The 22,646-nt window shown below is 62.7% G+C and carries 19 protein-coding genes and 1 pseudogene; 7 read left to right on the top strand and 13 right to left on the bottom strand.

Annotation, left to right across the window (positions count from 1 at the left end; translation table 11 throughout):
- Positions 1 to 16: 16 nt before the first annotated feature.
- Positions 17 to 3,556 carry a DNA polymerase III subunit alpha gene (gene dnaE, locus BZG29_RS24170; RefSeq protein ID WP_150131040.1) on the top strand — a complete coding sequence of 1,180 codons (3,540 nt, stop codon included), beginning with the start codon at positions 17 to 19 and terminating at the stop codon, positions 3,554 to 3,556.
- Between the two features lie 63 nt (positions 3,557 to 3,619).
- Here dnaE and BZG29_RS24165 read toward each other — a convergent pair whose 3' ends face one another.
- The 4 genes from BZG29_RS24165 to BZG29_RS24150 form a co-directional block, all read right to left on the bottom strand.
- Positions 3,620 to 3,850, bottom strand: coding sequence for a DUF6139 family protein (locus tag BZG29_RS24165; protein ID WP_077408244.1), 231 nt, complete (start codon positions 3,848 to 3,850; stop codon positions 3,620 to 3,622).
- 175 nt (positions 3,851 to 4,025) lie between these two features.
- Positions 4,026 to 5,024 (bottom strand): VirK/YbjX family protein, encoded by a 999-nt coding sequence (locus tag BZG29_RS24160; protein WP_077408242.1) that lies wholly within the window; start codon positions 5,022 to 5,024, stop codon positions 4,026 to 4,028.
- A 54-nt stretch (positions 5,025 to 5,078) separates the two neighbouring features.
- Positions 5,079 to 5,618 carry a universal stress protein gene (locus tag BZG29_RS24155; RefSeq protein WP_077408240.1) on the bottom strand — a complete coding sequence of 180 codons (540 nt, stop codon included), beginning with the start codon at positions 5,616 to 5,618 and terminating at the stop codon, positions 5,079 to 5,081.
- Between the two features lie 103 nt (positions 5,619 to 5,721).
- The gene (locus tag BZG29_RS24150; protein ID WP_171985098.1) at positions 5,722 to 6,543 is read right to left on the bottom strand and encodes a MipA/OmpV family protein; all 822 of its coding nucleotides are present in this window, start codon (positions 6,541 to 6,543) and stop codon (positions 5,722 to 5,724) included.
- A gap of 157 nt (positions 6,544 to 6,700) precedes the next feature.
- Between BZG29_RS24150 and BZG29_RS24145 the strand changes: the two genes are divergently transcribed.
- The 4 genes from BZG29_RS24145 to BZG29_RS24130 all read left to right on the top strand — a co-directional run bounded on the left by BZG29_RS24145 (position 6,701) and on the right by BZG29_RS24130 (position 11,084).
- Positions 6,701 to 7,387 carry a response regulator gene (locus BZG29_RS24145; protein WP_077409269.1) on the top strand — a complete coding sequence of 229 codons (687 nt, stop codon included), beginning with the start codon at positions 6,701 to 6,703 and terminating at the stop codon, positions 7,385 to 7,387.
- Positions 7,384 to 8,772: an ATP-binding protein gene (locus tag BZG29_RS24140; protein ID WP_077408236.1), complete on the top strand. Its 1,389-nt coding sequence runs from the start codon at positions 7,384 to 7,386 to the stop codon at positions 8,770 to 8,772. Before BZG29_RS24145 ends, BZG29_RS24140 begins: the two co-directional genes overlap by 4 nt.
- Positions 8,773 to 8,890: 118 nt before the next feature.
- Positions 8,891 to 10,486, top strand: coding sequence for an ATP-binding protein (locus tag BZG29_RS24135; protein ID WP_077409268.1), 1,596 nt, complete (start codon positions 8,891 to 8,893; stop codon positions 10,484 to 10,486).
- Positions 10,473 to 11,084: a response regulator gene (locus tag BZG29_RS24130; RefSeq protein ID WP_077408234.1), complete on the top strand. Its 612-nt coding sequence runs from the start codon at positions 10,473 to 10,475 to the stop codon at positions 11,082 to 11,084. The genes BZG29_RS24135 and BZG29_RS24130 overlap by 14 nt, the downstream gene beginning before the upstream one ends.
- A gap of 15 nt (positions 11,085 to 11,099) precedes the next feature.
- On the opposite strand, the gene BZG29_RS24125 is transcribed toward BZG29_RS24130, so the two are convergent.
- The 4 genes and pseudogenes from BZG29_RS24125 to BZG29_RS24110 form a co-directional block, all read right to left on the bottom strand.
- Positions 11,100 to 12,200: a glycosyltransferase family 9 protein gene (locus tag BZG29_RS24125; protein WP_077408232.1), complete on the bottom strand. Its 1,101-nt coding sequence runs from the start codon at positions 12,198 to 12,200 to the stop codon at positions 11,100 to 11,102.
- Positions 12,201 to 12,235: 35 nt separating this feature from the next.
- On the bottom strand, positions 12,236 to 13,969 hold the full coding sequence (gene msbA, locus BZG29_RS24120; protein WP_077408230.1) for a lipid A export permease/ATP-binding protein MsbA: 1,734 nt from the start codon (positions 13,967 to 13,969) through the stop codon (positions 12,236 to 12,238).
- 51 nt (positions 13,970 to 14,020) lie between these two features.
- Positions 14,021 to 15,232: an O-antigen ligase family protein gene (locus BZG29_RS24115; protein ID WP_077408228.1), complete on the bottom strand. Its 1,212-nt coding sequence runs from the start codon at positions 15,230 to 15,232 to the stop codon at positions 14,021 to 14,023.
- A 252-nt stretch (positions 15,233 to 15,484) separates the two neighbouring features.
- Positions 15,485 to 16,723 (bottom strand): annotated as a pseudogene (locus BZG29_RS24110) (malic enzyme-like NAD(P)-binding protein); the annotation flags it as partial.
- A 207-nt stretch (positions 16,724 to 16,930) separates the two neighbouring features.
- Here BZG29_RS24110 and BZG29_RS24105 point away from each other — a divergent pair.
- Positions 16,931 to 17,956, top strand: a complete 1,026-nt coding sequence (locus BZG29_RS24105; RefSeq protein WP_077408224.1) for a LacI family DNA-binding transcriptional regulator — start codon at positions 16,931 to 16,933, stop codon at positions 17,954 to 17,956.
- A gap of 73 nt (positions 17,957 to 18,029) precedes the next feature.
- Positions 18,030 to 18,569, top strand: coding sequence for a hypothetical protein (locus BZG29_RS24100; RefSeq protein WP_077408222.1), 540 nt, complete (start codon positions 18,030 to 18,032; stop codon positions 18,567 to 18,569).
- On the opposite strand, the gene BZG29_RS24095 is transcribed toward BZG29_RS24100, so the two are convergent.
- The 5 genes from BZG29_RS24095 to rlmH all read right to left on the bottom strand — a co-directional run bounded on the left by BZG29_RS24095 (position 18,545) and on the right by rlmH (position 22,646).
- A complete protein-coding gene (locus tag BZG29_RS24095) occupies positions 18,545 to 19,171 on the bottom strand; it encodes a LysE family translocator (RefSeq protein WP_077408220.1) in 627 nt (208 codons plus the stop codon). The genes BZG29_RS24100 and BZG29_RS24095 overlap by 25 nt on opposite strands.
- A gap of 79 nt (positions 19,172 to 19,250) precedes the next feature.
- Complete coding sequence (locus tag BZG29_RS24090) at positions 19,251 to 20,039, bottom strand: AraC family transcriptional regulator (RefSeq protein ID WP_077408218.1); 789 nt, start codon at positions 20,037 to 20,039, stop codon at positions 19,251 to 19,253.
- A 2-nt stretch (positions 20,040 to 20,041) separates the two neighbouring features.
- On the bottom strand, positions 20,042 to 21,505 hold the full coding sequence (gene rng, locus BZG29_RS24085; RefSeq protein ID WP_070254273.1) for a ribonuclease G: 1,464 nt from the start codon (positions 21,503 to 21,505) through the stop codon (positions 20,042 to 20,044).
- Between the two features lie 41 nt (positions 21,506 to 21,546).
- Complete coding sequence (locus tag BZG29_RS24080) at positions 21,547 to 22,167, bottom strand: nucleoside triphosphate pyrophosphatase (protein WP_077408216.1); 621 nt, start codon at positions 22,165 to 22,167, stop codon at positions 21,547 to 21,549.
- Between the two features lie 8 nt (positions 22,168 to 22,175).
- Complete coding sequence (gene rlmH, locus BZG29_RS24075; protein ID WP_034747108.1) at positions 22,176 to 22,646, bottom strand: 23S rRNA (pseudouridine(1915)-N(3))-methyltransferase RlmH; 471 nt, start codon at positions 22,644 to 22,646, stop codon at positions 22,176 to 22,178.

Below are 22,646 nucleotides of genomic sequence, written 5' to 3'. Positions count from 1 at the left end.
CAGGATGGAAATGGTAATGCAAGAGGCCGGCGCTCCGGCAGGTTCACAGCAAGCGATGCAGCCCGGCCCTGCCTTCGTCCATTTGCGCGTGCACTCGGAGTACTCGATCGTCGATGGCCTGGTGCGCATCGACGACGTGGTCAAGGCGGCGGCGAAGGACAAGCAGGTGGCGCTGGCCGTCACCGACCTGTCGAACCTGTTTGGCATGGTGAAGTTCTACAAGGAAGCGCGCGGCAAGGGCATCAAGCCCATCGTCGGCGTCGACGTGTGGATCACGAATGATGACAACCGCGAAAAGCCGTCGCGGCTGCTGCTGCTGGCGAAGAACCGCATGGGCTATCTGCAACTGTGCGAACTGCTGTCCACGGCCTGGCTGACGAACCAGTACAAGGGCCGCGCCGAGCTGCGCATCGAATGGCTGCAGGCGCTGGCGACGAATACCTATGAGCTGTACCCGGGCGAAAGCGCGGCGAATGGCTTGATCGTCCTGTCCGGCGCGCACTTCGGCGACGTCGGTATTGCCATCGAGAATGGCAACCTGGCCCTGGCCGAGCGCAATGCGCAGCGCTGGGCCGAGATTTTCCCCGGTCATTTCTATATTGAAATCCAGCGCGGCGGCCAGGCCAACCAGGAAGCGCAGGTACGCCATGCGGTGGCGCTGGCCGCCAAGCTGGGTTTGCCCGTGGTGGCCACGCATCCCGTGCAATTTATTTCTCCAGAGGAATTTATTGCCCACGAAGCCCGCACCTGTATCGCCGAAGGCGAAATGCTGGCCAACGCCAAGCGGGTCAAGCGCTTCAATGACAGCCAGCGCTTCCTGTCGCAGGCCGACATGGCGGAGCTGTTCGCCGACTTGCCGGCCGCGCTGGCCAATTCCGTGGAAATCGCCAAGCGCTGCAATTTGACCTTGACCCTGGGCAAGCCTCAATTGCCGAATTTCCCCACGCCCGACGGCATGACGATCGACCAGTTCCTCGTCGCCGAATCGCAGGCGGGCCTGGAAAAACGGCTATTACAGCTGTATCCCGATCCGGAAAAGCGCGAAAAGGAACGTCCGCGCTACGAGTCGCGCCTGAAATTCGAGACCGACACGATCTGCAACATGAAGTTCCCCGGCTACTTCCTGATCGTGGCCGAGTTTATCCAGTGGGCCAAGGAAAACGGCGTGCCCGTCGGCCCGGGCCGCGGTTCGGGCGCCGGTTCGCTGGTGGCGTATTCGCTGCTGATTACCGATCTTGATCCATTGCAATACAACCTGCTGTTCGAGCGCTTCCTGAATCCCGAACGCGTCTCGATGCCCGACTTCGATATTGACTTTTGTCAGGAAGGGCGCGACCGCGTCATCCAGCACGTCAAGGATTTGTATGGCAAGGAAGCTGTCTCGCAGATCGCCACCTTCGGTACCATGGCGGCCAAGGGCGCGATCCGCGACGTGGGCCGCGTGATGGATTTCGGCTATAACTTCTGCGACGGCATCTCGAAGCTGATTCCGTTCAAGCCCGGTAAACCCGTGTCGATCGCCGACGCCATCGAGGAAGAACCGCTGCTCAAGGAGCGCCTGGAAAACGAGGAAGAGGTCAAGCAACTGCTGGACCTGGCGCAGCAAGTCGAAGGCATCACGCGCAATATCGGCATGCACGCGGGGGGCGTCCTGATCGCCCCAGGCAAGCTGACGGATTTCTGCCCGCTGTACACGCAGGGCGGCGACTCGGGCGTCGTGTCGCAGTACGACAAGGACGACGTGGAAGCCGTCGGCCTCGTGAAGTTCGACTTTTTGGGTCTGACGACCCTCACCATCCTCGACCGCGCCGTGCGCTACATCAAGCAGCTTGATCCCGCGCAAGCTAATTTTGATCTGGCAACATTGCCGCTGAACGACAAGCCGTCCTACGACTTGCTGACCAAGGCCAAGACCGTGGCCGTGTTCCAGCTGGAGTCGCGCGGCATGCAGGGCATGCTGAAAGATGCGCGTCCCGACCGTTTCGAAGACATTATCGCGCTGGTGGCGTTGTACCGTCCGGGCCCGATGGACCTGATTCCCGACTTCTGCAAGCGCAAGCACGGCGAACGCTTCGATTATCCCGATCCGCGCACGGAATCGATTCTGTCCGAAACCTACGGCATCATGGTGTATCAGGAGCAGGTGATGCAGATGGCGCAGATCGTCGGCGGCTACTCGCTGGGCGGCGCCGACATGCTGCGCCGCGCCATGGGTAAAAAGAAGGCCGAAGAAATGGCCGAGCACCGCGAGATTTTCCGCGCCGGTGCGGCGAAGGATGGCTTGACGGCGGAAAAGGCCGACGAGATCTTCGATTTGATGGAAAAGTTCGCCGGCTACGGTTTCAACAAATCGCACGCCGCCGCCTACGCCCTGCTGTCGTATCACACGGCTTACCTGAAAGCGCACCACACGGCCGCCTTCATGGCCGCCAACTTGTCGCTGGCCATGGACGACACGGACAAGATCAAGATTCTGGTGGAAGATGCGCTGGAAATCTGCAAGCTGACCTTGTTGCCGCCGGATATCAACGAATCCGATTACCGCTTCATGCCGAGCGGCGCGGCGCCGTCCGTGAGCGGCAAGAAAGTCACGCAGATCCGTTACGGCCTGGGCGCCGTGAAGGGCTCGGGCCAGAATGCCATCGAAGCCATCATCGCCGCGCGCGAGGCCGGTGGACCTTTCACGAGCCTGTTCGATTTCTGCAAACGTGTTGATAAAAAGCAAATCAACCGCCGCACCATCGAGTCCCTGATCCGCAGCGGCGCCTTCGATTGCCTGAAGGTCGACCGTGCCATCCTGCTCGCGTCCGTGGCCTTCGCCATGGAATGCGCCGATCAGGCGGCCAAGGCGGCGAACCAGGTAAGCCTGTTCGGCGGCGACGACAGCGACATGGTGGCGCCACCCGAGTACGTCAAGGTGCCCGTGTGGACGGATAAACAGCGCCTGACGGAAGAAAAGATCGCACTGGGCTTCTACTTGTCCGGCCATCTGTTCGATTCGTATGCACCCGAGGCACGCCGTTTTGCCCGCACGAAACTGTCGGAACTGTCGCCGTCGCGCGAACCGCGCATGATGGCGGGCGTCATCACGGGCTTGCGCACGCAGATGACGCAGCGCGGCAAGATCCTCATCGTCACGCTTGACGACAAGAGCGGCACGGTGGAAGTGACGGTGTACGGCGAATTGTTCGATTCCAACCGGAAAATCTTCAAGGAAGATGAATTCCTCGCCGTCGTGGGCAAGGTGTCGGAAGACCGCTTTTCGGGTGGCTTGCGCATCACGGCCGAGAGCGCCTTCGACATCATCTCTGCACGCGTGCAGTATGGGCGCCAGCTGGGCTTGACTCTGCCCACGACGCTGGACATGAAGCGCATCAGCGACGTGATCATGCCGCACCGGGCTGCGGACGGACTGCCGATCGCCGCCAAGGTCAGCCCGCAAGGCGTCAGTTGCGTGCTGCAGTTCGGGGACGAATGGAAAGTGGCGCCATCGGATGAATTGCAGATGGCGCTGGAGCAAATGCTGGGCGCGCAAGAAGTGGCGGTCGAATACTGACCGGCACCGCCCGGCGCAGGCAACAAAGCCAAACCGCAGACATGCTGGTTTGGCTTTTTTCGTTTACATGTCTTTCAGGCCCGTGATCGCATAGCCCTTGGCGGCGATCTGCTGGTGCGGCTGTTCGATATGGTAGTTGGGCAAGATCTCGGCATCGTCTTCCACTTCGCTGGCGCGTACTTCCAGCTGCCAGTCGGTATTGGTAACTTCTTCCGGAATGAGCTTTCCTTCCGGCACGGCGAGATAGGAAAAAATGCCGTCGTGCTCGGCCCGGCGGTAGATGTCTACGCGCATGACTTGCCTCCTAGTAAGCGTTGGGGGAACCGGCGCACCGCAGTGCATGCCGATAGTGCTAGCGTAACAGGATTGGGCCGCGCATGGGTTGAAGCGTGTGTTGCAGGAGGGGCGGTGCTGCAGCGATGGCAAACAACGATGCGAGGGCGGGGCATCGTGCGGCGGCCGGGGATACTCAGGCGATAACGGAAGCGTAGTCGTCGTCATCCAGATCGACCGCTTGCCGTAGCTCGTTGGCGGCTGCCGCAGCGCCTGCCGTGGCGACCTGCACCGGGCTGCGATGGGTGTCTAGGCCGCTACGCAGGCTGCTGATCATGGCCAGCGTCAGTTCGTGGCGTTTGCGTGCTTCCGAGCGCTTTTTCGAGGGTATGTCTTCCAGGGCAGGCAGGGGCAAGTTTTCGCATGGCAACTCAAAATCGCCGTCCTTGCGTGCCTGGGCGCCGAGTTCTTGCCAAAGGGCATTGTAGTCGGCGAATAAACGCCCCTTTTTGGCGGAATGATGGACGGCGCGGTTGACGTTGCCTACAAGCACCATATTGCGGCAGCCATGTTCATGCCCCAGCTGGCGCACCAATCGCACCATCAGGGCCTTGGGGCGCATGCCATGCAGGTCGCGCGTGGCTTCGCGCACGCGGCGCAAGCCTTCCGCGCCCCGCGGGCCCTGGAGGCAACCGATGCCCACGCTCATGCTGGCGCGCGCGCGCGAACCGAAAAAGGTAAACGCGACCGAGTAGATCACGTCATCGCCGTGCGCCAGTTGCAATACCATCTCGCCTTCGCGGTCCATCGGTTGTAGCGAACACAGCTGCAGGTGGTAGGGCGCGCCCGATTTTCCCGGCACGGTGCCCAGCCGCACCGGCGCGCGCGCCGCCTGCGTCATCAACTTGCCCCAGCCTTGTTGCAGGATGAAATGATAGTGCTCGACCAGCAAGGCGACGCGCTGGCGGCACGACAGGTTCGTGCTCAGGTAAGGGCGGTACACCTTGTGCATCAGGCGCGGATAGGCTTGCAGCAAGTCCTGGAACACGGGGTGGGAATTGAGCAGCTGCAGCCAGATGCGCGTCTGGCGGCGCTGCAGTTGCGCCCGCAATTGCAGCTTGAGCAGCTCGCGCACGCGGGACATGCCTGGCGGCATATTGCTCAGGCCCGCATGCAGGGTAATAGCTTGTGTCATCAAAGAGTTTTCATGTGAATGTGGATGGGCCGGGCGCGGGGCGCTGGCTGCGCTTCAGGCCGGCGGCGGCCCGCTCATGCCGTCGTTGTCGGCCAGCAATACCGTGGCGCTGCGCGTAGCACGCGCCAGCTTGCGCGCGAGCGCACCGGAAAAACGGCGCTGCCAGGGACTATGACGCAGGGCCGGCAGGACGATTTCGTGGCAACCGAGCAGTTCAGCCGTATCGAGGATCGTAAACAGCAGCTCGCCGGCAAAAATATGGGTATTGAAGGCGAGTTGAGAGCGGCTCAGGTACAGTCCCGCCTCGTGCATCATTTGCTGCGTGGCAGGATCCAGCGCATGGCATTCGCCGGCGTTGTGCTGGGGCAAGCCATCTGCCCGGCGCGCTGGCGCCGGTGTCACGTGCAGCAGGCTGACGCTGACCTGGATACCCCATTCCTGCAGGCGCCTGGCGTAGCGCGCACCGTAGATGATGTCGCTGGCGCGCTTGACAGGCAAGAGCAGCAGCAAGGTATCCTGGCCCGGCTTGCCGCCCGTGCCCGCGGCGCTGTCCGGGGCGCGGTGACGTTGCGGGGCAAGGCGCGATGCATGCATGGAAGGGATCGCCATAGTGGGAAAACCATGTCATCTTATCCATGCGATTCCCCCCTGTAAATTGGCGAAACAGCGTACGGGTTTCCCTTATGCCGTGACGGTACTAATAGCGGTAGGTGACGTACACGGCGCCGACCGGGGAGGTCTTGCGCTGCACGATGGGGCTCTTGGCCGCGTCGCCCAGTCGGCTCTCGACGCCGACCAGGGTATTGATGCCCCAGCGCGCGTCGAAGCGGTGCTCCCAGTTGATGGTGGCCTGTGCTTCATAGAAACCGCCCTTGGGCGTGTATTGCTTGAACGAGGTGTTCGCGGCCTGGGTGGCAGTCACGCCATACATGGTCTGCACGTACTTGCGCTCGCCCCAGCCCAGCTGGCCGCCGATGGTCACGCTGTCCTGCTGCGCGCCCTTGGCATCGGTCCGGCCGTAGATCTGGCCCGTTGCGCCGAAATGCACATTCGCGCCATTTTCACGGTTCGACAGGGGAATGTCGCTCGACACGCTCAGCGACAGGCCCGGCAAGGGCGAATAGCCCGCGCTGAGCAGGGCGCTGGCGTTGCCCTTGACTTCGCCCATGCCCTTCAGATAATCGCTGCCGCCCCAGCCGTTGGCGCCATTGCGCTTGTGGTCTTCGCGGTTGCCGCGGTAGCCCAATGCCGCGCTGTAGCTGAAGGGGCCGGCCTGGCCGCCGTAGCCGATGCCGCGCGAAGTGCTGAAGAACAGGCCATTGGCCATGGCGTAATCGAGGATGATCAGGGGCGAGGCTGACAGCTTGTCGGCGCCGGAATAGCTGGACACGGCAGCGACGCCGCCGCCGATGGTGAAGACATTTTGCGCGGCCGGTTCGGCTGCGGCGGCGGCCAGCGGGTTGAGGATCATGCCGCTGGCGATTGCCAGCGCGGTCAGCAGGGTTGTGGGTGCGTGCATGGAATTTTCCGTCAGGTGGAGAACCGAGTCCGGAGTGGCTCGATTGACTGCCGACAGTATCCATCCTTGCCATGAAGGAAAAATGAGCCTTTTATTAAGATTGGATGAAGAACGCTTCTTTACCCATTCTTCAGCTTGCGGTGGTTTAATACTCACCATGAAGATACTGCTGATTGAAGACGATATGGACCTGGGCAATGGCGTGCGGATCGCCCTGCGCGACCAGGGCATGCAAGTGGTCTGGGTGCGCAGCCTGGAGGATGCGGCGCGCAGCATCGAGCACGACAGTTGCGAACTGGTGTTGCTGGACCTGGGTTTGCCCGACGGCGATGGCCTCGATTTGCTGGCCCGGCTGCGCGCGGCGCGCCTGCCGGTGCTGATCCTCAGCGCCCGCGATACGCTGGAGCAGCGCTTGCGGGGCCTGGACGGTGGCGCCGATGATTACCTGGTGAAGCCCTTCGTGCTGGCCGAGCTGCTGTCGCGCGTGCGCGCCCTGGCACGCCGCAGCTATGGTTTCGATGGCGACACTATCGAGTTGCGCGGCCTGCTGTTGCAGGTGCCCACGCGCAGGGTCAGCGTGCATGGGCGGCCTGTGGAACTCACCGCCAGTGAATATGCCCTGCTGAAGACCTTGTTGATGCGCGCCAACCGGGTCATCACGCGCCGCGTGCTGGAAGAGCATATCCTGCCCGGCGGGCTGGCCAATGCCAGCAATACCCTGGATGTGCATATGGGCAACTTGCGCCGCAAGATAGGCGAGGGTTATATCCGTACCGTGCGCGGCGTCGGCTATGTCATCGACCAGCAGGGCGAGACATCCGCCCCGCCGGGTGCCGGCGCATGATGGGGCGTTTCTGGGTCATGCTGCGCCGGCCCACCCTGGTGCGCCGCCTGATGATGGCACAAATGCTGATGCTGACTGTGCTGTGGAGTCTGGCCGTGGCGTACGTGCTGTTCGAAGGCACGAGCGAAGCGAGCAATGTGACCCGCGGGGTCTTGCACGCCATTATCAGCGTGACCGACAACCTGGCTGACCAGCCCGTGCGTCAGGAGCAAAGCTTGCGCGCCATCGACGAAGCCTTGCGCGAAGAGTTTGAAATGGGGAAAGTGCCGGAACTGGCGCCGCGCATCCTGGTCTGGCGCGAGGGCAAGCTGGTCTACAAGTCGCCGAATGCGCCCAGCGGCATCCGCAGCGCCGGCCCGGAACAGATGGAAGTGGTGTACGTCAAGGGCCAGGCCTGGCGCAGCCGCAGCCTGGCCGAAGGGGCCACCCGCGTGACCGTGCTGGAAGTGGGCGGCGCCTGGCAATTTTTCATCACGATCAATTCACGCGGCTACTACCTGCTGCCGTTGCTGATCAGCCTGCCGTTCCTGCTGGTGCCGGCCTGGCTGTCGATCCGCCTTGCCATGCGCCCGTGGCGCAAGGTGGCGCAGGAGGTGGCGGCGCGCGGGCCGCAGGATTTGCGTCCGCTGACGTTCAAGCCGCCGCATGGCGAACTGGCGGCGCTGGTCGACAATATCAATGCCCTGCTGCAGCGCGTCGATGCCAGTGCCGCGCGCGAACGCAGCTTCATCGCCGACGCCACGCATGAGCTGCGCACGCCGCTGGCGGCCATGCGCGTGAATGTCGAGGCCTTGCAGGGGCAGGCGCATGATGCACGCCAGCAAGAGCTGCTGGACGGTATCTTGAACAGCGGCAACCGGGCCGCGCGCCTGGTGGGCCAGTTGCTGCAGCTGACGCGCAGCGAAGTGCAGGCGGGCGGCGGCGAACTGCCGCGGCACCAGGCGCTCGATACCTTGCTGCAAGATCGCCTGGCGGCCTTGTCCGGCCTGGCGCAGGCGGGCGATATCGAGCTCGAATTGCAAGCCAGCGTCTCGCTCAGCGTACCCGGGCAGCGCGAGAGCCTCGTTTCGCTGATCGACAACCTGGTGGAAAACGCCATCAAGTACAGCCCGCGCGGCAGCAGCGTGACGGTGTCGCTGCATGCGGAGCGGGGCCAGGCCGTGTTGCATGTGGCCGACCAGGGACCGGGTATCGCGCCGGCGCTGTATGAACGCGTATTCGACCGCTTTTTCCGTGCGCCGCAGCAGGCGCAGCCGGGCAGCGGCCTGGGCTTGTCCATCGTCGCTTCCGTCGTGCAACAGCATGGCGGCACGATTCAGTTACACAGAGGCAATGGCGGCCTGGGCTTGCTGGTGGAGGTGCGCTTGCCGCTGGCCGAGGCCTGATTCTGTCGGCGCGCCTTGCGATATTGCATGAAAATTATTTTGTGTGCTTATAACGCAAGATGGCATGGCGTGGCGCACGCTTGCGATGCATAATGCGGGACAGTTAAAAAACACCGTTATGCGCCCATTCCTGTCCCGCTACCTGCCGTATCCCGCCTTTGTCGGCCTGTATCTGCTGTTTGACTGGGCCACGTATATCGACCCGATGTACGGGCTGAACATCACCCCCTGGAATCCCGATCCCGCGCTGGGCCTGGTATTTTGGCTGATCCATGGCCGCAAGGCGGCGCTGCCGTGGTTTATCGCCCTGGTGGCTGGCGAGGTGCTGGTGCGCGGCATGCCGGCAGGCCTGCCCCTGACTTTGCTCTGTTCGGCGTGGCTGATGCTCGGCTATGGCGGTATCGGCGCAGTCTTGCGCCGCAGTTTCAGCAGCAGCGACATCTTCGACAACCGGCGCCGCCTGAGCGCCTGGGTTGCCATCGTGCTGCTTGGCACCGTGCTCAATGCGCTCGGCTACATTTCCCTGCTGTCGCTGACGGGACGCATCCCGGCCGGCGAATGGGGGACGGCAGTCTGGCGCTTCGGCATCGGCGACATGGTCGGCATGCTGGTATCGATGCCGCTGATCTGGGTGCTGTTCAGCGAGCGGGGGCGCGAACGCCTGCATGTCGCCGTCTGGCGCTGGGAAACCCTGGCGTATCTGGCCCTCGCCAGCTTCGTGCTGTGGAGCCTCTTCGGTTCCATCGTGCGTTCCGAATACAAGCATTTCTATTTCCTGTTTCTTCCCGTGATCTGGGCCGCTTCGCGCCAGGGCTTGCATGGCGCCGTGCTGGCCGTGTTTGTATTGCAACTGTGCATCATTACCTTGGTGAAATGGACGCATGCGGTCGATATCCAGTTTTATGAATTGCAGCTGCTCGATGCCGTGCTGGCGCTGGTGGGGTTTTTTATCGGCATCGTCGTCGATGAAATGCGCCAGGTGGCCGACGAATTGAAACACACGATGCGCCTGGCAGCCGCCGGTGAGATGGCGGCGGCGCTCGCGCATGAGCTGAACCAGCCGCTGACGGCCTTGTCGACCTATGGCAAGGCGTGCGAATACTTGCTGGAACGGGGCGAGACCGGCGCCTTGCTGCAGGGCGCCGTGGGGCATATGATCGTCGAATCGGGCCGCGCCGCGGACGTGGTGCGCCGCCTGCGCGACTTTTTCCGCACCGGCGCGATGCAGCTCGAAGCGGTGGAGGCGCGCGTCTTGATCGAGGGCATGGCGCGCCAGTTCACGCCGCTGTTTCATGAGCATGGCATCGAACTGGTGCTGGCGCCGCCGTCGCCGCTGGCCGTCAACGCCGACCGGCTGCAAATCGAGCTGGTATTGCGTAATTTATTGGCCAATGCGCAGGATGCGGTGATGGGCCAGCCGCGCGGCCGGCGCCGCATCACAGTCTCTGCCGAGCGGCTCGAAGGCGGACGGCTGCGGCTGTCCGTGGAGGATAGTGGCCCCGGCATTTCCAATAGCCTGGCGGCACGCCTGTTCGAGCCGTTCGTCTCGACCAAGGCCAGCGGCCTGGGTCTGGGGCTGGTGCTCAGCCGCAGCATCGTCGAAGCGCATGGCGGCCAGCTATGGGCCGAAGTGGGCAAGCATGGCATTTTTCGTTTTGTCCTGCCCCTGGCGTGCGCCAGCGCGGCCGCTACAGGAGAGTATGGTGACAAGTAATTTGACGGTGTTTATCGTGGATGACGATCCCGCCGTGCGCGATGCGCTGGGTTTGCTGCTGGGCATACGCGGCTACCGCACGGCCCTGTTTTCCTGCGGCGAGGATTTCCTGCACAGCTGGCGGCCCGAGTGGGCCGGCTGCCTGCTGATCGATATCCGCATGTCCGGCATGGATGGCCTGAGCCTGCAGCGCCGTTTGCTGGAGCTGAAATGCATGCTGCCCATCATCATTATCACGGGACACGGCGACGTCACCCTGGCACGCCAGGCTTTCAAGGCGCAGGCCAGCGATTTCCTGGAAAAACCGTTTGACCACGACAAGCTGCTGGCCGCCATCGATGAAGCGTTTTCGCGCGAGGCGCATGCGCGCGGCCAGTTGCTGCGCCAGGTGGAGGGGCAAGCCTTGCTGCGCGCGCTGACGCCGCGCGAGCGGGAAGTGATGCATCTGGTGGTGACGGGCCAGCACAACCGCGATATCGCCCCGGCACTGGGCATTTCCGTGCGCACGGTGGAAGTGCACAAGGCGCGCCTGATGGACAAGCTGGGTGTTGACAACGTAGCCGACCTGGTGCGCATCAGCATGCTGGGCACCGGCTAGCCGCTGCCGCGTTGTCTAGGCGATGGTCTGCAATACCTGATCGACCGAAATCGCCTTGACCCAGTCGCTGCGCCTGGCCACCGTGATGACGGTGCTGTTGGCGCTGTCGAACGGCGCCCATTCCGGATTCTTCTTGCGCATCAGCGCCACTACGGGCACATGCACGGCGTTCGCCAGATGCATGATCGACGTTTCCACCGAAATAATCAGGTCGCATTGCGCCAGCATGGCCGGCAGCTGGAAAAAGTTGTCGACGGCGCTGAAGGCTTGCGTGCGCGGCAAGTTGTGCGCCTGCACGACGGCATTTACCTTGGCCAGTTCCTGCGGCATGGCATTGATCAGGAAGCAGGCATTTTCCCACTTCGGCATCGCCTGCATGCGCGCGATCAGTTCGGCGATGCGCTCCAGCGGCCAGCCGCGCTTGTGCGACTTGGCAAACGGATTCAATAGCACCAGCGGACCCTGGCGCGGGGCAAAGCCCCAGGCGGCCAGCTGCTGCTGCGCCTGCTGCAGCGCATGTTCGGGAATGTGCACGAAGGGATAGCGTTCGGCCACGGGAATGTCGAGTCCCGTCAATTGACGGAACCAGTCCGCATAGACGCTGCTGATATGGTGCTCGCCCGCATCCTGTCCCGCATACGAGGCCAGCACGGCATCGATCTTGCGGTAGGCCAGGTAATGCCAGGGGCGCAGCGGGCTGAAAGGTTTGCGCGTGCCGATCACCAGCCCGTGCGGGCTGATTGCGCGGGCAAGATCCGCGTATTGCTGTGGCCGTACGTGGGCTAATGACACGACGACAGGATAGCGTTCCGCCTTCGCCTCGCGCAGGGACTCTTCGTACAGCGCCGGGCTGTAGGTCTTGCGGTACACCTTGGCGAACAGGCCTGATTGCTCTACCCAGTCGTACAGCGAATAGGTGCGCAAGCCTTCCCATTGCCTGGAGTCGGACGTGCGACGGACTTCATCGACCCACAGGTGGATCTGGATATGGGGATAGGCCGCGGCAAAGGCGCGGAAACCGTTTTGCAGGTAGGTAAAGTCTCCCAGCGCCAGATGGGCGATGAAAAGAATTTTGTCCGACTTTTGTAACAGTTCGGCGGGAATCAAAGGCGTCATGTATCAGTACGATTTCAGGTATTCGGTCGATGGTGTCAAACCACTTGCTGGGAAAATTGCAGGCGATGCAGATTGGCATACGCGCCGTTGGCATCCAATAATTGCTGGTGACTGCCGGTTTCCATTATTTTCCCATGTGACAATACCACGATACGGTCCGCACGTTCAATTGTTGATAGCCTATGAGCAATAACTAAGGTGGTTTTACCTTGCATCAGGTGCTCCAGTGCCGCTTGCACCGCCCGTTCCGCCTCCGTATCCAGTGCCGAGGTGGCTTCATCGAGGATCAGGATGGGCGCATCCTTGTAGATGGCGCGGGCGATGGCCACGCGCTGGCGCTGGCCGCCGGACAGGCGTGAGCCGTTGTCGCCCAGGCGCGTGTCCAGGCCATCGGGCAAGCCGTCGATGACGTCCGAGAGGAAGGCGGCCGCCGCCGCCGCTTCGATGCGCTGCCGGTCCGGCGCCGCATCGCCATACGCGATATTCGCGGCCAGGGTATCGTCGAACAGCACCACCTGCTGGCTGACCATGGCGATCTGGCTGCGCAGGCTGGTCAGGGCGATGGCATCGATATTCTGCCCATCGAGCAAAATCTCGCCGCTGCTGGCCGAGTAAAAGCCGGGCAGCAGGCTGACCAGGGTCGATTTACCGCCGCCGGACATGCCGACAAAGGCGACCGTTTGTCCTGGCGCAATGCTCAGGTCGATGTGCCGCAGGGCCGGTTCCTGATGTCCGGGGTAGGCAAAGCTCACGTCCCTGAACTCGATGCGGCCTTTGCTGCGGCCAGCGAGCGGCGTGCCGCCCGTGCGCTCCGGCGTCTTGTCGATCAGTAAAAAGACTTCTTCGGCGGCGGCCATGCCGCGCTGCAGGGGGCCGTTGACTTCGGCCAGCTGTTTTAAGGGCGTCAGCAGCATCAGCATGGCCGTGATGAAGGATACGAAGCCGCCGACCGTGATCTGCCCCTGCTCCGACTGGAACAGGGCCATCACGATGACCAGGGCCACGGCGGCGGCCGTGATCACCTGGGTGATGGGCACGGTGGCGGAAAAGGTCGTGGTCATGCGCATGCTGTAGCGGCGCAATTGCTCGGCACGCTCTTCGAAGCGCGATTTTTCGTAGTCCTGGCCACCGAAGATCTTGATCACTTGCTGGGCGCGCGTGGTTTCCTCGATGACCTGGGTCAGCTCGGCATTGACGGCCAGCGAGTCGCGGTTGAGTTTTTTCAGGCGCTTGCCCGTGGTGCGCACGACGATGGTCAGCAGGGGTAGCAGCACCAGGGTCACGAGGGTCAGTACCCAGTTCAGGTACAGCAGCCACGCCAGCAGGCCCAGCACGGTCAGCGAGGAGCGCACGATCGAGGTAAACACCTTGGTCACCATTTCGATGATCTGCTGCACCTCAAACATGATGGAGTTGATGACCTTGCCCACGGTGTGCGTGTTGTAAAAGTCGATGGGCAAGTTGAGCATGCTGGCAAACATCCTGCGGCGCAACTCGTTGAGGATGCGCGTGGAGACATAGCTCATCAGATAGCTGCTGGCAAACGTCGACGCGCCGCGCATGGCAAAGATGCCGATGACGATCAGCGGCACCAGCCAGAAGGAAAAATTCACCTTGCCGCCAAAGCCATTGTCGAGCAGCAGCTTGAGTGCATACGGCAGCAGCGGTTCCGTGGCCGCCGTGACGACCATCGCCAGCAAGGCCAGGGCCAGGTGTTTCTTGTAGGGCGCGTGCAGCGCGGTGAGGCGCTTCAGGTCGGGCGTGAGCATCGGTATGGTTCCTTGCAGGGGACAGCAAAAACGGTCAGGCGAAAAACGAACTCAGGCAATGCGTTCTTGCTGGCGCAGCATGGCCCACAGTATCACCATCGGGAAGACCAGCATGATGATGCCGATATTCAGGGTGAGCGAGCTCGTCGTCAGGCCAAAAATCATGTAGCAGGTGCACAGCATCACGCCGGCCAGCGCAAATGGTTGCGCGCTTGCGGGGCCGTGACGCAGTGCCCTCGTGAACAGAGTCAGCGGTACCAGGAATAGCAGCAGCAGGGCCAGCAGGCCGAAGATGCCACGCTTGACCAGGGAGTCGATGTAATCGTTATGCGCATTGGTGTAATGCAACACAATTTCGCTCATTTTTCCTTCCGCCGACAGTTTTTTCTTTGCCTCCAAGTAGCCGTTGCGTCCCATGCCGAACCAAAGATGGTCATCGGATAAAGTTAATGCTGTACGCCACATTTCCAGCCGTTGGCCGACTGACGTGCTCACGTTGTCGCTGTCCTCAAATTTTTTCAAATCTTCCACGGCATCCGTCGCTCGTTCAAGCACGGGGGAATTGGGCACTATGTAGGATAGTACCGCCACGGCCAGCAGTGCCGCCAGCAGGCCAGTCATATAGTGCTTGCCGCGTGTTCTCGCGTAGTGGACGACAAATATGCATCCGCAGATGGGCAGCGCCAGCCAGCCACCGCGGCTACCGCTGATGATGGAGCCAAAAATTCCGATTAAGCCGCCTGCCAGCAATAGCATGCTCCAGGCGATTCGATGGCGCTGTTTGATGGCCCACTCGATCCCACATAACGTTAACATGCCAAACAGCATGCTGACATTGCCATAGTGAATAGCGTTACTGGTGGCGGCTTGTGGCCGGAATGGGCTGCTAGGAATATATTGCGTAGCCGCCAAGGCTGCCCCCGCGATGGCGCCAATTGCCAGGCCGCTCCACCATGCCGCCGCTCGCGGCGGATAAGCAATCAGCAGCAGCAGCACGGGCAAGGCCAGCAGCACCCGCAAGGGCATGTCGAGTTCTCGCGCCGGATCGCCGTGGTACAGCATATTGGCGGTGAAAATAATGAAGTAGGCCAGCATCACGCCCATCAGCAGATAGTCCCGGCGCTGCAGATGCAGGCGGGGGCGCTTCCATAGCAGCCAGCTGCTGGCCAGCAGCAAGACCAGCGCGCCAAAGGAATATCCGCTGTTGACAGCCAACGCCAATGCCGAAAAGAGAAAAACACAAACAGAGGTCAGGCCGAGCATGAATATCCTTGTTAACGCACATCGTCGCCATTATGGCAACTGTAGCAACATAAAGTAGGCGTCATTGTAATCGAAGGTGGCAGCAAAAACGTCCCTGGGAGATTTACTCTTCGACAACTGTATAGGCGATCTCAAGGGGGAAATGAAAAAAACCATGGTTTTTAGCCATGGTTTTTTTGTAAGCAATGGTAACTTGCTGTTATTTTGCCAAGAACGCAAGGCCGGTCATGCGTATCAGGCAGTGGCTGGCACGCGGGTGGCCACGCCGGTGGCGATGGCCGCTTGCGACACGGCAGGCGCGACCCAGCTGCGCAGGCGCTCATCGAACGGCGATGGTATCAATTGCAGCGGCGTCAGCGCGCTGCTCTCGTGACCTGGCAATGGTTCCTTGGCCAGCGCGGCGATGGCGCGCACGCAGGCCAGCTTCATCTCTTCGTTGATGGTGGTGGCGCCCACGTCGAGCGCGCCGCGGAAGATGTACGGGAAGCACAGTACGTTGTTGATCTGGTTCGGGTAGTCCGAGCGTCCGGTGGCCACGATGGCGTCGTCGCGCACTGCATGCACCTTCTCAGGGGCGATTTCCGGATGCGGATTGGCCAGGGCGAAGATCAGCGGCTTGGCGGCCATCGATTCGACCATCTGCGCGCTCACCACGCCGCCCTTCGAGACGCCGATGAAGATGTCGGCGCCAACCATGGCGTCGGCCAGGTCGCGGTCGCTGGTGTCGTTCGCGTAGCGCGCCTTGTTCTCTTCCATGTTGGCATCACGGCCCGGGTAGATCACGCCCTGGCTGTCGCACACTTTCAGCAGCGATTTATTCAGGCCCAGCGAGACGAGCAGGTCCAGGCAGGCGATCGAGGCCGCGCCGGCGCCCGAGACGGCCACTTTCACGTTGCCGATATCCTTGCCCACCAGTTCCAGGCCGTTCAGGATGCCGGCCGCGACGATGATGGCCGTGCCATGCTGGTCGTCGTGGAAGACGGGAATGTTCATGCGCTTGCGCAATTGCTGTTCGATGTAGAAGCAGTCCGGCGCCTTGATGTCTTCCAGGTTGATGCCGCCGAAGGTCGGCTCCATGCGCACCACGGTGTCGATGAACAGGTCGGGATCGTTCTCGGCCAGTTCGATGTCGAACACGTCGACGTCGGCAAATTGCTTGAACAGGCAAGCCTTGCCTTCCATCACCGGTTTGCTGGCCAGCGGACCGATATCGCCCAGACCCAGCACGGCCGTGCCATTGGTGATCACGGCCACCAGGTTGCTGCGCGAGGTGTAGATGCCGGCCGTGCGCGGATCTTCCACGATCGCTTCGCAGGCGAAGGCCACGCCCGGCGAGTACGCCAGGGTCAGTGCGCGGGCGTCGCCCAGCGGTTTGGTTGGCGTGACGGAAATCTTGCCTGCGCGAGGTTCCGCGTGATAGGCGAGGGCGGCTTCTTTCAGGTTGAAGGTGTCGCCGTTCTGTTCGGCGTGCTTGCTGTGCGAAGTAGACATAGGAATTCTGGGAAGGGCATACAGGGCCCGAGTGGTCAATCCGAGCCATGTTATGCAAGCGTTTGCACGCTGTCAAGGCTGGATTGTACTTAAGAGTGTCAAAACCGCTTTGGGAAACGGCTTTATCTCAATGCAAGCGTTTGCTCGGTTTTTGACGGAGTGGGGAATTTTTACGATAAAATCACGGTATTGCGATCCGGGAAGCCCATGACAAACAAGAACCCCACCTTAAGCGACGTCGCGCGGGCCAGTGGCGTGCACTTTTCCACCGTTTCGCGCGTGATGAACCCGGCAACGCGGCAAATGGTCAGCGTCGAGGTGGCCGCGCGCGTGCTGGCCGAAGCGGGCCGGCTCGGCTACCGGCCGAACCGCGCCGCCTCCACCCTCGTCACGCGCAAGTCGCGCATCATCGGCGTGGTCTTGCCCGACATTACCAACGCGGTTTTTCCGCCTATCCTGCTGGGCATCGAGGAAGGCTTGCGCAAGCATGGCTACCTGGCCATCGTCGCCAATGTGGGCGCCGACGAGGAAGAGCAGCTGTTCGTCATCAACCGCCTGCTGGGGCAGCAGGTCGATGGCCTGATTTTGGCTACCGCGCGGCGCGACGATCCCGTCATCAAGATGTGCATCGACCAGAATGTGCCGGTGGTTACCGTCAACCGCAGCGACGAGACGGGCGTCGCTTCCTGCGTCGTCAGCGACGACGTGGTCGGCATGCGCCTGGCCGTGGAACACTTGCTGGCGCTGGGCCACCGGCATATCGCGCACATTGCCGGCCCGGAAAACCTGTCCACTGGCCACGTGCGCCGCCTCGGTTTCCTGGCCGCCATCCAGGCCAGCGAACTCGATCCCTCGCAAGCCTTCGTGTTTGAAAGCAGCGGCTATTCGCGCGAGTGCGGCAAGGCGGCCCTGCTGGAACTGCTGCGCCAGTCGCCGCGGACGACGGCCGTGGTGACGGGCAGCGACCTGGTGGCCCTCGGCTGCTACGACGCCATCCGCGAACTGGGCTTGAGCTGCCCCGAAGATATTTCCGTGGTGGGGCATAACGACATGCCCTACATGGACATGATCCGTCCGCCCCTGACCACCATCCGCATCCGCCACCACGGCATCGGCACTGAAGCGGCCCGGCTGATCCTGCAAACCATCGATTCGCCCGACTCCGCCGTGCTCGACGTGCGCCTGAAACCCGAGCTGGTGGTGCGTGAATCGACGGCCGCTCCCCGGAGCTGAGGCCGCGCCTGGGGCCGTGCCGCTGCAAGGTGGTACACTGGCGCCCCTCAACGTATTTTGCCCCTCTATCGCCATGACCAAAACCAACACGCCTTCCCCGAAACGCCGCGAAGAGGGCGTCGCCAAGCTGACCGTCAATCCCTTCCTCGATGCCGAGTTTTACGCGCGCATGCGCGACTACACGGAGCGCGATGCGGCCATCATCAAGGAATTGAAGGCGATCGCCGAGATCCGCGCCGGCAACAAACAGCCCGATCCCCGCCTGGCGCCGTCGCTGGAAGCCCTGCGCAGCACCGTCAAGAAAGGCTTGAGCTTTGGCGAAATGCTGGAGCGCATGGCCGCCGGCAAGGAAAAAGGCCTGTGGGAGCCGTGGATGACGACCTTCGGCATTGAAATTCGCGCCGTCAACTACGGCGCCGGCCCGCGCAACGCTTGCCTGGTGCTGGACCTGGCCGCGAATGCCCCCGCGCACGCGATGTTCGCCAAGGCAGGCATCCAGAACTGGCGCAGCCTGGCCGCCGACGACTGCTCCGTCGTGCGCTCGGAAAAGGCGACGGAAACCACGCCCTTGAAAGTGTATGCCGTGTTTTACCTGGATCCGCTGCCAGCCTGATCCGCCAGCAGCACCAGCGCCAGCACGATCAGCACCATGCCCGACAGCCGCTCCAGCGACGGCAGCGCGCGCGCAAAGCGCTGCCGCAGGGCGGCGCTGCCGATGGCCACCGCCACCGCCATATCCCACGCCAGCACGGCAAAGACCATCCACGCGCCATACGCCACCATCGCAACGGGACTCGTCTGCCTGGCGGCCAGCACGGTGGCCAGGCTGACATAGAACAGCGCATTCTTCGGGTTCAGGATGGCGGAGACAAACCCCATCGCGACACCGCCGCGCCAGCGCGCCTTGCCGGTGGCGGGCTTTGCCTCCAGGCTGCTCTTGCCCGCATGGCGCAGGAACAGCCAGCCCAGGTACAGCAGATAGGCGCATCCCGCCAGCCGCACCAGCATGAATGCCGTGCTGCCCGCCCGCAGCACCGATAGTCCCGCAAACGCCGCCACGATAAACACCGCATTGGCCACGGTAATGCCCACGCACGTGCCGGCGGCGCCGCGCCAGCCGTGGGCCAGCGAGGTGCGCGCGATCAGGAAAAAATCAGGACCGGGCGACAGCAGGGAAAGAAAGTGGGCGGCGGCGATGAAGAGAAAATCCTGCATGGAGTTTGGCTCCGGCAATGGCGATGCGCGAGTATGCCGGGGCCGGCGAGCGCCCGTATTGAAGAAAATTGCAGGCGTTCTAGCTGCCCTGGCCGCGATAGCGCCCCGGAGTGATACCCGCATGCGCCTTGAACACGCGCTGCAGGTGGCTTTGGTCGGCAAAACCCAGCTCATGCGCCAGTTGCGCCAACGCCGTCCCGGCCTGCAAGCGGCTGCGCGCGCGGTTGACGTGCATATTTAGCTGGTAGGCATGCGGCGTCAGGCCCGTGGCGGCGCGAAAGGCGCGGATCAATTGATACGGGCTCAGGCCTGCCGCCTCCGCCAGTTGCCGCAGGCTGGCCGAGGGCTGCGCCTGCAGCGTTGCGAGCACGGGCGCCAGTTGCTGCGGCACCGGCTTGCGTTCCGACGGCAGCCGATCCGCACAGGTGCTGGCACAGGCGCCCAGGAACGCCAGCAGCGCCGCATTTTTCTCCGCCGCGCTGGCCGTTGAAAACAGCAACGCATTCAGGACGCAAAACTGCGCGTACAGCAGCGGGCAATGCAATGCCGTCGCCGTGTCGCCATCGAGCGCCGGCGCGTGTGCTTGCAGCCACTGCGCATCGAGATGCAGCATCTGGTAGCTCCACAGGGCCTCAGGCAGGGGATTGCAGGCGTGTACGCAACCGGCCGGCACCAGCACCAGGCTGCCATTGCCGAGTGCGACCTTGCCGTCTTTGCTGCCTGTAAAGATGCTGCCGCCAGAGTCGACGGCGCCGATGGAAAACGTGGGGTGGCTGTGGGGCTTGTAGCAAGCCCGGCTGTGGCAGGCGCGCCGGCTCTCCACGTGAGGGAGAGACGGGTCGCGCCAGAAGGCGGCGGTGCCCGGCATGACTACATCAGAATCACGTCGTACTGCTCCTGGTGGTAAGCATTCTCCACCTGCAGCGAGATTTTTTTGCCGATGAAGTCACCGAGCATGGCCAGGTGCTGCGATTCCTCTTCCAAAAACAGGTCGACCACTTCCTGCGAGGCGAGGATGCGGAATTCGCGCGGGTTGAACTGTTTTGCCTCGCGCAGCAGTTCGCGCAGGATTTCATAGCAGATCGTGCGCGAGGTTTTCACTTGTCCCTTGCCGGCGCAGGCGGGGCACGGTTCGCACAGGATGTGGGCCAGCGATTCGCGCGTGCGCTTGCGCGTCATTTCCACCAGGCCCAGCGGCGAGAAATTGCTCACCGAGACTTTGGTGCGGTCGCGCGACAGCGTGCGTTTCAGTTCGGCCAGCACGGCGTTGCGGTGCTCGGCGTTGTCCATGTCGATGAAGTCGAGGATGATGATGCCGCCCAGGTTGCGCAGGCGCAGCTGGCGCGCGATGGCGTGCGCCGCTTCCAGGTTGGTCTTGAATATGGTGTCGGCAAAATTGCGTCCGCCGACGAAGCCGCCCGTGTTGACGTCGATGGTGGTCATCGCTTCCGTCTGGTCGACGATCAGGTAGCCGCCCGATTTCAGGTCGACGCGGCGGCCCAGCGCGCGCAGGATCTCTTCCTCCACGCCGTACAGGTCGAACAGGGGGCGCTCGCCCGTGTAGTGCTGCAGGCGCGTCAGTTCGCTGGGCGTGTAGATTTCCGCGAATTCGCGCAATTTCACGTAGTTTTCGCGTGAATCGACCTGGATGGTGGCCGTTTCATCGCCGACGAAGTCGCGCAGCACGCGTTGCGCCAGGCTCAAGTCCTGGTGCAGCAGGCTAGTGGCAGGACGCGTGCGCGCGCCGTGCGTGATCGTGCTCCAGGTCTTGCGCAGGTAGTCGACGTCCGCCTTCAGGTCCGCGTCGGACGCGTCTTCGGCCATGGTGCGCACGATGTAGCCACCTTTTTCATCGGCAGGCAGCAGGCTTTGCAGGCGCACGCGCAGTTGCTCGCGCTCCGCTTCCTTTTCGATTTTCTGCGAGATGCCAATGTGCTTGTCCTGCGGCAGGTACACCAGCATGCGCCCGGCGATGGAAATCTGCGTCGACAGGCGCGCGCCCTTGGTGCCGATGGGGTCCTTGATCACCTGTACCGTCAGCACCTGGCCGTCAAACAGGATTTTCTCGATCGGCGCCGGCGTCGCGTTCTGGCCGTCGTGGCCGCGCGCTTCCCAGATGTCGGCCACGTGCAGGAAGGCGGCCCGTTCCAGGCCGATGTCGATGAAGGCCGACTGCATGCCCGGCAATACGCGCACCACTTTGCCGGAATACACATTGCCGGCCAGGCCGCGCGTGAGCGTGCGCTCGATGTGCAATTCCTGCACGGCGCCCTGCAGGATGAGGGCGACGCGCGTTTCTTGCGGCGTGATATTGATCAGGATGTCTTCGTTCATGGAGGCGCGGGAGTGGAGGCAACGAATGACATCATACCCGATCAGGGCAGGGGCAAACCTGCCAGTCGTAGCAACTGTGCAGTTTCGTACAGGGGCAGGCCCATGATGCCGGAATGGCTGCCTTCGATGTGTTCGACAAACAGCGCGGCGCTGCCCTGGATGCCGTAGCCGCCGGCCTTGTCGTACGGTTCTGGTGTGGCGCAGTAGGCGGTGATCGAGGCGGGCGACAGCACGCCGAAGCGCACTTGCGACACCTGGGTGCGCTGTTCCGCGAAATCCTTGTAGTGCACGGCGATCGAGGTGAGCACCTCGTGCGTGCGGCCCGACAGCTGCTGCAGCATGGCCACGGCTTCCGCGCGGTCGGCCGGCTTGCCGAGGATGGTGCCGTCGATGGTGACGGTGGTGTCGGCCGCCAGCACGGGGCGCGGGGTCAGGTGGCGGCGGCGCACCAGGTCCCAGGCGAAGGCGGCTTTTTCATTCGCCACGCGGGCCACATAGTCGAGCGCCGACTCGCCGGGGAGGACTTCCTCGGTGACGTCGGCGCCACGCGGGCCGTCGCTGCGCAGCAGCAGCAATTCGAAATCGACGCCGATCTGGCGCAGCAATTCGCGCCGGCGCGGGCTTTTGGAGGCGAGATAGATCTTGTTATCGGCCGGTTTCATGGGGGAGTTCAGACGCGGTGGTAGGGGTGGTTTTGCGTGATCGACCAGGCACGGTACAGCTGCTCGGCGAGGATCACGCGCACCACGCCGTGCGGCAGGGTCATGCTGGAAATGCGCAGCATGCCTTCGGCACGTGCCTTGAGTTGCGGATCGAGGCCGTCGGCGCCGCCGATCAGGAAGGCCGTGTCGCGGCCATCCTGCTGCCACGCCATCAACTGCTGCGACAGGCCGACGCTGGTCAGGTCCTTGCCGCGCTCGTCGAGGGCGATGATGCGCACGCCCTTGGGCAGGACGGCTTCGATGCGTTCGCGTTCCAGCGCCATCGCCGTGGCGGCGGTCTTGCTGCCGGAACGCTCCACCGGCTTGATTTCTTTCAGCACGATGCGCAATTCCGGCGGCATGCGCTTCGCGTATTCCGCGAAGCCCGTCTCTATCCAGGCCGGCATTTTATGGCCGACCGCAGCGATGATGAGCTGCAT

The organism is Janthinobacterium sp. LM6 (assembly GCF_002002885.1).
Lineage (GTDB): Bacteria > Pseudomonadota > Gammaproteobacteria > Burkholderiales > Burkholderiaceae_D > Janthinobacterium > Janthinobacterium kumbetense.
Note: the sequence above shows the minus strand (reverse complement) of the source record. Positions and strands in the feature narration are given on the sequence as shown.